This is a genomic window from Mesorhizobium sp. (assembly GCF_024509055.1).
In the GTDB taxonomy this organism is placed as follows: domain Bacteria; phylum Pseudomonadota; class Alphaproteobacteria; order Rhizobiales; family Rhizobiaceae; genus Mesorhizobium.
Genome location: NZ_JANINM010000557.1, coordinates 1 through 8,214, shown reverse-complemented (window position 1 = coordinate 8,214; position 8,214 = coordinate 1). Strand labels below are relative to the sequence as shown.

The 8,214-nt window shown below is 65.9% G+C and carries 9 protein-coding genes, 1 tRNA gene and 1 pseudogene; 9 read left to right on the top strand and 2 right to left on the bottom strand.

Annotated features, from left to right (window positions below; all coding sequences use genetic code 11):
* Positions 1 to 236 (top strand): annotated as a pseudogene (locus Q0L57_RS33875) (precorrin-3B C(17)-methyltransferase); the annotation flags it as partial.
* Here Q0L57_RS33875 and Q0L57_RS33870 read toward each other — a convergent pair.
* A complete protein-coding gene (locus Q0L57_RS33870; RefSeq protein ID WP_296747591.1) occupies positions 200 to 967 on the bottom strand; it encodes a cobalt-precorrin-6A reductase in 768 nt (255 codons plus the stop codon). The pseudogene Q0L57_RS33875 and the gene Q0L57_RS33870 sit on opposite strands and share 37 nt — an antisense overlap.
* Position 968: 1 nt before the next feature.
* Here Q0L57_RS33870 and cbiE point away from each other — a divergent pair, with 1 nt between their 5' ends.
* The 8 genes from cbiE to Q0L57_RS33830 are packed head-to-tail and all read left to right on the top strand — an operon-like array spanning position 969 to position 8,057.
* On the top strand, positions 969 to 2,210 hold the full coding sequence (gene cbiE, locus Q0L57_RS33865) for a precorrin-6y C5,15-methyltransferase (decarboxylating) subunit CbiE (protein WP_296747589.1): 1,242 nt from the start codon (positions 969 to 971) through the stop codon (positions 2,208 to 2,210).
* Positions 2,207 to 2,593, top strand: coding sequence for a cobalamin biosynthesis protein (locus Q0L57_RS33860; protein ID WP_296747587.1), 387 nt, complete (start codon positions 2,207 to 2,209; stop codon positions 2,591 to 2,593). Before cbiE ends, Q0L57_RS33860 begins: the two co-directional genes overlap by 4 nt.
* The gene (gene cobM / locus Q0L57_RS33855) at positions 2,590 to 3,354 is read left to right on the top strand and encodes a precorrin-4 C(11)-methyltransferase (protein WP_296747585.1); all 765 of its coding nucleotides are present in this window, start codon (positions 2,590 to 2,592) and stop codon (positions 3,352 to 3,354) included. Before Q0L57_RS33860 ends, cobM begins: the two co-directional genes overlap by 4 nt.
* On the top strand, positions 3,351 to 4,163 hold the full coding sequence (gene cobA, locus Q0L57_RS33850; protein WP_296747583.1) for a uroporphyrinogen-III C-methyltransferase: 813 nt from the start codon (positions 3,351 to 3,353) through the stop codon (positions 4,161 to 4,163). The genes cobM and cobA overlap by 4 nt, the downstream gene beginning before the upstream one ends.
* Positions 4,160 to 5,476, top strand: coding sequence for a cobyrinate a,c-diamide synthase (locus Q0L57_RS33845; protein WP_296747581.1), 1,317 nt, complete (start codon positions 4,160 to 4,162; stop codon positions 5,474 to 5,476). The genes cobA and Q0L57_RS33845 overlap by 4 nt, the downstream gene beginning before the upstream one ends.
* Positions 5,473 to 6,240 (top strand): adenosylcobinamide-GDP ribazoletransferase, encoded by a 768-nt coding sequence (gene cobS, locus Q0L57_RS33840; protein WP_296747579.1) that lies wholly within the window; start codon positions 5,473 to 5,475, stop codon positions 6,238 to 6,240. The genes Q0L57_RS33845 and cobS overlap by 4 nt, the downstream gene beginning before the upstream one ends.
* Positions 6,241 to 6,265: 25 nt before the next feature.
* Entirely contained in the window at positions 6,266 to 7,291 is a 1,026-nt protein-coding gene (cobT, locus tag Q0L57_RS33835; protein ID WP_296747577.1) for a nicotinate-nucleotide--dimethylbenzimidazole phosphoribosyltransferase, read from the top strand.
* Positions 7,292 to 7,316: 25 nt separating this feature from the next.
* A complete protein-coding gene (locus Q0L57_RS33830) occupies positions 7,317 to 8,057 on the top strand; it encodes a hypothetical protein (RefSeq protein WP_296747575.1) in 741 nt (246 codons plus the stop codon).
* 71 nt (positions 8,058 to 8,128) lie between these two features.
* Here the strand turns inward: Q0L57_RS33830 and Q0L57_RS33825 are convergent.
* Positions 8,129 to 8,204: transfer RNA gene (locus Q0L57_RS33825), tRNA-Lys, on the bottom strand.
* Positions 8,205 to 8,214 lie beyond the last annotated feature (10 nt).

The following is an 8,214-nucleotide window of genomic DNA, read 5'->3' as shown; positions in this document are numbered from 1 at the left end:
GCGCCTTCGAATGCCTGAAAGCGATCCTGCCCGGCACCACGCCGGTGATCTTCGGTCGCGCCGCCGGCCGGCCCGACGAGCGCATCGAGATCAATCTGCTGGCGGATGCAGACGCAGCCAAAGCCGACATGGCGACCTGTATCATCATCGGCTCGCCCGAAACCCGGATCATCAAACGCGGCGAGCAGCCCGCGCTGGTCTACACGCCGCGTTCGGCAACAGGGCCGAAAAGATGATCGACGGTCGCGGCCAGCTCTTCGACGGTCTCTTTGGAGGGAACGTCCGGCAGCCGTGGCCGGCGGACCATGATCACCTCGATGCCGAGCGCCCGCGCCGCGGCGATCTTGGCATAGGTTGCCTCTCCGCCGCTGTTTTTCGACACGACCGCGTCGATGCCGTATCTTTCCAGCAACGCCTTTTCGTCCGCTTCAAGGAACGGCCCGCGCGCCAGCAGGTAGACCGCATCGGGCAAAGCCGGCTTCGGCTCTACGGGGTCGACGCTGCGGATCAGGTAGCTGTGCTGCGGAGCGGTCTCGAAGACGCCGGCCTCCTGCCGGCCGATCGCCAGGAACACACGGCGCGGGACAGCGCCGAGTGCCTTCGTCGCTTCCGCCATGGTTTCCACCAGCGTCCAGCGATCGCCAGCCGCACGCTCCCACCCGGGACGCCGCAGGGCAATAAGCTGCACGCCGGTTCGCTTGGCCGCCTCAGCCGCATTGGCCGAAATGCGCGCCGCATAAGGGTGCGTTGCGTCGATAAGCAGATCGACCTGTTGCTGTCCGAGATAGGTTGCCAGGCCATCCGCACCGCCGAACCCGCCGACACGCACAGGCACGCCTTGCGCGACCGGGCTTTCAGTTCGGCCCGCCAGCGACAGCGTGACCGAGAAATCCTCGCGATGGGCGAGCTTTCCCGCCAGTTGCCGGGCCTCCGTGGTTCCGCCGAGGATCAGGATATGGTGGGTCATCATGCCTGCTAAGGGTCCGCGCGGCGCCAAGCCCACTCAAAGATGGCTTACGGTGGTAGGCATCGGCGAGGACGGTGTAGCGGGTCTCGGCGACGAGGCCAAGCAGCGGATCGCCGAGGCGGAAGTGGTCTTCGGCGGCAAGCGGCACCTCGCCCTCGTCGCTTCCGTAGTCAAAGGCGAACCTCGCCAATGGACGACGCCATTCGATTCCGAAATGAGCGACGTGCTGGCGCTTGCAGGCAAAAAAATCTGCGTGCTGGCCTCCGGCGATCCGTTCTTTCACGGGGTCGGTGCCACCTTGGCGCGCAAGGTGAAGCCGGATGAAATGCTTGTCCTGCCTGCGCCTTCGTCCCTTTCGCTCGCCGCGTCGCGTCTGGGCTGGCCGTTGCAGGACGTCGAGACCATCTCGCTTCACGGCCATTCGATCGACCTGATCCGGCCCCTGCTCCACCCGGGCGCGCGCATCCTGGCGCTAACCTCCGACGACGATGCCCCGGCGACCATTGCGGCGCTGCTCGACGAACTGGGCTTCGGCCCCTCGCGATTGACGGTTCTCGAAGCGCTCGGCGGCCCGGATGAAAAGCGTCGTGCCGCTCGTGCCGACGCCTTCGACCTGAAGAAAATCAATCCGCTCAACGTGCTGGCGCTCGAAATTGAATCGACGCCGGATGCACGCATCCTGCCTTTGACCGTCGGCCTCGCCGATCATCTGTTCGAGCATGACGGCCAGATCACCAAGCGTGATATCCGCTCGATCACGCTGTCGGCGCTGGCGCCCCGGCGCGGGGAGTTGCTGTGGGATATCGGCGCCGGCTCCGGGTCGATCGGTATCGAATGGATGCTTGCGCACCCTTCCATGCTCGCCATCGCCATCGAGGCCAACAGTGAGCGTGCCGCCCGCATCCGTCGCAACGCCGCGCATTGCGGCGTGCCGGGCCTGGCCGTGGTCGAAGGCTCTGCACCCAAGGCGTTCGCAAAACTCGAAACGCCCGACGCCATCTTCATCGGTGGGGGCGGCAGCGATGCCGACGTGTTGGAGAAGGCGATCAAGGCGCTGCGTCCCGGCGGCCGGCTCGTCGCCAACGCCGTCACGCTCGAAATGGAGGCGCTGCTGCTCGATCAACACAACCGCTGCGGCGGCGATCTCATCCGCATTGCGCTGTCCCGCGCAGCGCCCGTAGGGTCGATGCAGGCCTGGCGCCCGGCCATGCCTGTCACGCAATGGAGCTGGGTAAAGCCATGATCGTCGCGGGCATCGGCAGCCGCACAGGTGTGGACGTCGAGGACGTGCTTGCGGCCATTGAGACCGCGCTCGATACGCATGGGCTTGCGATGTCGGCGCTGTCGGCGCTCGCGACCGCCAGGCTCAAGCAGGACGAGGCCGCTATCGCCGCCGCCGCGCAACAACTCAGCCTGCCGCTTATCGTCGTTGACGACGAGGCGCTGAAAGCCGCGGCGTCCGCAACGCTGAGCATTTCCAACCTGTCGCAAGCGGTCGCGGGTACGCCCTCTGTATCCGAAGCCGCCGCCCTCGCAGTAGCCGGAAAGGACGCGAGGCTGCTCGGGCCGCGTACCGTCGTCGGTCCCGTCACCTGCGCCATCGCCCTTGGAGGAGACACGGCTTGACCGTCCATTTCATCGGCGCCGGACCGGGCGCGGCAGACCTCATCACCTTGCGCGGAAGCCGGCTGCTGGCGAGTTGCCCCATCTGTCTTTACGCGGGGTCGATCGTGGCGCCGGAGCTGCTCGAGCATTGCGCGCCGGGCACAAAGCTGATCGACACCGCGCCGATGTCGCTCGACGAGATCGAAGCCGAATATGTCGCCGCCCACAAGGCCGGCCAGGATGTCGCCCGCCTGCATTCCGGCGACCTTTCGGTCTGGAGCGCCGTGGCCGAGCAGATAAGGCGGCTGGAAAAGCACAACATTCCTTACACGCTGACGCCGGGTGTCCCCTCCTTCGCCGCAGCCGCGGCGGCGCTGCGCCGCGAGCTCACCATTCCAGAACTCGCCCAAAGCCTGGTGCTGACCCGCGTTTCCGGCCGCGCCTCCAAGATGCCGCCGGGCGAGACGCTGGCCGGCTTCGGCCGCACCGGCGCCACGCTTGCCATCCATCTTGCCATCCACGCCATCGACCGTATCGTTGCCGACCTCACGCCGCTCTATGGCGCCGAATGCCCGGTCGCGGTCGTCTTCCGAGCCTCGTGGCCGGACGAACGCATCCTGACCGGCACGCTCGGAACCATCGAGGCGCAATTGGCGGATAATCCCATGGAGCGCACGGCCATCATCTTCGTCGGCAGCGCGCTCTCGGCACGGGATTTCGGCGAAAGCTCACTTTACGACGCCCACTACCAGCGGCGTTTTCGCGGACGGGACGGATTGTGAACGGCGCCAAAAGAAACGGACAAGCGACGATAGAGCAGGCGCTGGCGCGGCTGAACTTCAAGCCGCGCGTGCTTGAGCCCCGTCATGTCTGGCTGGCCGGCGCCGGCCCCGGCGATCCCGGCTGCCTGACGCTCGAAGTTCTGGCGGCGCTCGGGCAGTGCGATGCGCTGGTCTATGACGCGCTGGTCTCCCCGGATGTCGTCGCGGTCGCTGAGGGCGCGGAACTGTTCTATGCCGGCAAACGCGGCGGCCAGCCGTCGATGAAGCAGGACGACATCAACGCCCTGCTGGTGAGGCTGGCGCATGAAGGTCGTCGCGTCGTGCGGCTCAAGGGTGGCGATCCCTACATCTTCGGCCGTGGCGGCGAAGAGGCGTTGGCGCTGGCGCGCGAAGGCATACCTTTCCGGGTGCTTTCCGGCCTCACCTCCGGCCTCAGCGCGCTGGCCGCTACCGGCATTCCGGCCACCATGCGCGGCATCAACAAGGCCGTCATTCTCGCAACAGGCCATGCCGCCGGCACTGACGACGACATCGACTGGGCCGGGCTGGCCCGCACTGGCCAGCCCATCGTCGTCTATATGGGCATGGCCAATCTTCCCCGGATTGCCGCCGCCCTGCTCGAAGGTGGTCTGGCGCCCTCGACGCCCGCCGCGGTGATTGTCGCAGCGACGACGCCTCGCGAACACATCGTTGTGGCCACGCTGTCGACGATTGCCGGGGCGGCCGCCGCCGCAGGCCTCGCCTCGCCGGCGCTGATCGTTGTCGGCGGCATTGTCGCCATGCGCGCGGCACTGGCGGGTGGGGCATGACCGCGCGCGCAATCATCATCGGCGCGCCGCGCTCCGGCTCGGGCAAGACGAGCGTCACCATCGGCCTGCTGCGCGCGCTTGCCCGGCGTGGTCTGAAGGTGCGCGGCGCCAAGTCCGGGCCGGACTACATCGATCCTGGCTTCCACGCCGCCGCCACGGGCCTTCCCGGCGTCAATCTCGATAGCTGGGCGATGTCGCCTGCCTTGCTCAATGCGTTGGCCACGCAAGCCGCCGACAACGCCGAGTACATCATCCTCGAAAGCGCAATGGGCCTCTTCGACGGCATCCCGGCGCCGCAGGGCCGCTCCGGCTCAGCCGCCGATCTCGCCCGGCTCTATCGCCTGCCGGTGCTTCTGGTGCTCGACGTTTCCGGACAGTCGACCACGGCGGCCGCGGTGGCCAAGGGCTTTGCTACTTACGATCCGGATGTGCGCATGGCCGGCGTGGTGCTCAACCGCCTCGGCAGTGAACGCCATCGGCGGCTGTCGGGTGAGGCCATCGAGGCGATCGGCCTGCCAGTGGTCGGAGCCATCATGCGCGATCCGACGCTCAATTTGCCGGAGCGGCATCTCGGCCTCGTCCAGGCCGGCGAATACGACAACCTGATGGCCCATCTTGACCGGCTGGCCGACATGGTCGAGAGGTCGCTCGACATCGACGCCATACTATCGCTGGCCATGCCCCTGGAGCCCTCGCCCGGCGCTTTCGGCGATGCCCTGCAACCGCCCGCGCAGCGTATCGCGCTGGCGGAGGATGCCGCCTTCACCTTCCTCTATCCGCATGTTGCCGCGCATTGGCATGATGCCGGCGCCGAGATCGTCCCCTTCTCACCGCTCGCCGACGAGGCACCGTCCGAGGACTGCGATGTCTGCTGGTTGCCCGGCGGCTATCCCGAACTCCACGCAGGCAAGCTCGCCGCCGCTACAAACTTCCAGGCGGGAATGGCGCGCTTTGCGACAACGAAGCCGGTTCACGGAGAGTGCGGCGGCTTCATGGTGTTGGGCGAAGTGCTGGAGGACGCGGATGGGCAAAGCCACAAGATGCTCGGCCTTCTTGGACATTCCACCAGCTTCGCCAAACGCAAGATGAACCTCGGCTATCGCCAGGCGCGCCTTCGCGCCGCCTGTCCGCTTGGAAGCGAAGGCACGCTCATCCGCGGCCACGAATTCCACTATGCGCAGATGACGGCCACCGGCAACGACGAGCCGCTGGCCGACCTCGCCGACGGCCAGGGCAATTCGCTTGGACCGTCCGGCTACCGCCGCGGCCATGTCAGCGGTACCTTCTTCCATGCCATCGCGAGGAGTGCATGAGCAGCCCCTCCGAGCCAAGGCAGTTGCTTGACGACATCGGGCTCAGCCTCGTCTTCTTCACGCGGCTGCGGCTGCCGTCGCACGATTTCGGCGGCCGCCGCCTCGCCGACGCGATCTGGGCGGCGCCTTTCGCCGGCCTCGCCGTCGCTGTCATCAGCGCGCTCGTCTACACCATCGTCTCCAAGGCCGGGCTGGCCGCCGGTCCGTCAGCGGCGCTCGCGCTTGCGGCGACGATGCTCGTCACCGGTTGCCTGCATGAAGACGGGCTTTCCGACATCGCCGATGGGTTCGGCGGCGGCAGGACACGCGAGAGGAAGCTCGAGATCATGCGCGACAGCCGGATCGGCGCTTACGGCGCCGCGGCGCTTGTCGCATCCCTGCTCATCCGCTGGACCGCGCTGTCCGAGTTGGCTGGTCCCGGTCATGTCTTCCTGGCGCTGCTTGCCGCGCATGCCACCTCGCGCGGCCTGTTCGGCGCCTTCATACACTTGCTGCCGCCAGCCCGCGCGGACGGCCTGTCGGCCGGCGCTGGCACCGTTACCGTCGAAACGGCTGCGATCGGCGCCGCGATCGGCGCGGTGGCGCTGCTGGCGCTCGGCCTCGGCGGCGCGATTATAGCGCTCATCCTGCTCGGCCTTGTGTTCGCCGCCTTCCGCGCGCTTTGCCTCAGCCAGATCGGCGGCCAGACCGGCGACACGATCGGCGCGTTGCAGCAGCTTGGCGAGATCACCGTCCTGCTCGTCGCTTCGGTTTGCCTAACCTGATCCCCCCTCGGAGACCCTCGCCCCCATGTCCCCTCAACCAGCTTCTTTCAAATCGCTCGAAGACCTCCGCGCCGCCTGCCTCGACCTTTCCGCGGGCAGCGACGCCGCGGCCAGTGCCGTCGCCCGCCGCCAGGATACGCTGACCAAGCCGCAAGGCAGCCTGGGCCGGCTCGAAACCATCGCCGCCTGGCTCGCCCGCTGGCAGGGTCGTGACATGCCCAAGCTCGATAACGTGAAGGTCTTCGTTTTTGCCGGCAACCACGGCGTCACCGCGCAAGGGGTTTCGGCCTATCCTTCGGAAGTCACCGTGCAGATGGTGGCGAACTTCGCCGGGGGCGGCGCCGCCATCAATCAGCTGGCCCGCGTCGCCGGCGCCAAGCTCGATGTCCTCCCGCTCGACCTGGAGCATCCGACCGGCGATTTCACGCAAGTGCCGGCGATGGACGAGAAGGCGTTCCTCGCCGCCGTCTCGACCGGCTATGACGCCGTATCCAAGGACCTCGACCTCGTCTGCTTCGGCGAGATGGGCATCGGCAACACCACGCCGGCTGCCGCGATCTCGACCGCACTCTTCGGCGGCGGCGCGGAAAAATGGACAGGGCGCGGCACAGGCGTCGACGATGCCGGCCTGAAGCGCAAGGTCGTGGCCATCGAGGCCGGCCTCAAGCGTCATGCCGATTCGCTGTCCGACCCGCTGAAGATCGCCGCCGCCTTGGGCGGGCGCGAGCTTGCCGCGATCTTCGGCGCGACGCTCGCCGCTCGGCACAACAACATCCCGGTGCTGCTCGACGGCTTCGTCTGCACCGCCGCCGTCGCTCCGCTGGCCAGGCTGCACCCGACCGGCCTCGCCCACACCGTCGCCGCCCACGTCTCGGCCGAAGCCGGCCACCGCCGCCTGCTGGAAGCGCTCGGCCTGCCGCCGTTGCTTGACCTCGGCATGCGGCTTGGCGAAGGCTCCGGCGCCTGCCTTGCCGTCAACATCGTCCGCTCGGCGCTGGAGTGCCACGCAAAGATGGCGAGCTTTGCAGAGGCAGGCGTTTCGGAGAAGTAGTGGCCTAGACGCCTAGGGCGCGCTGATGGACGAGCCTTCCCAGATTTTTGGTGATCCCAAACAAGGGCTTCGCGACACTTTGGTTCGAATTATTCGCGATTTCGACAGCAAACGCGGAGCCTTTGCCACGCTGAAGTACAACTCCCCGTGGGCACTGGCTACCGAAGATTGGGCAGAGCGGTCAGGCCATACGGTGGAAGATTTATGCGAGGTAATCTCTCAGTGGCGGATCTCACGCTGCTCGGGCGAGTCTATGGATCCGAAAATCGTTCAGATTTTTGAAGATTTTCGCGGTGCCGCAGAGGAGTGGAGAGTCGAGACAGATTACACTGATCCGCCCACCAATTTCGATCCCGACGAGGTAAAATTCCCCAACCGCAAAGAGCTTAAGGCGCATACCTTGGCGGCGTTGAGCTCCATGGGATTAATGAAACAATGGCATAGCTACGATGCCAGAGACCTCAGCTTCAGCGGCATTTTTCAAGACAGATTTGACCACGAGACTAGATTCAACATCCAATTCAAACTTGGATATGGGGGTCCAATAAGGCTGTTCCTTCAATTTCCTTACTACTCCGACGGTGAACCCAGATATTTAGATCTCTTCACGCTGTCGGGCTGGCTTGTGTGTGACGCACTTCGATTACCGCAAGCTCCCGAACTCGAATGGATCGTCGGCAAGAGCAAAACAGACTTCGAAGCCGTCGACGGCGTCCTGGCCATAACGAGGGCGATCCTCACCTACCTCAGGCCAACCATCCAGTAAAATCGAAAGCCTCCTGAACGCAGCAGAGCGCCCAGCTTCCGATGTGTTTCAGCAAGTCCTGAAGAAGAATTTGGTGGGTGTGCACAGGATCGAACTGTGGACCCGCTGATTAAGAGTCAGCTGCTCTACCAACTGAGCTACACACCCACACCGCCGG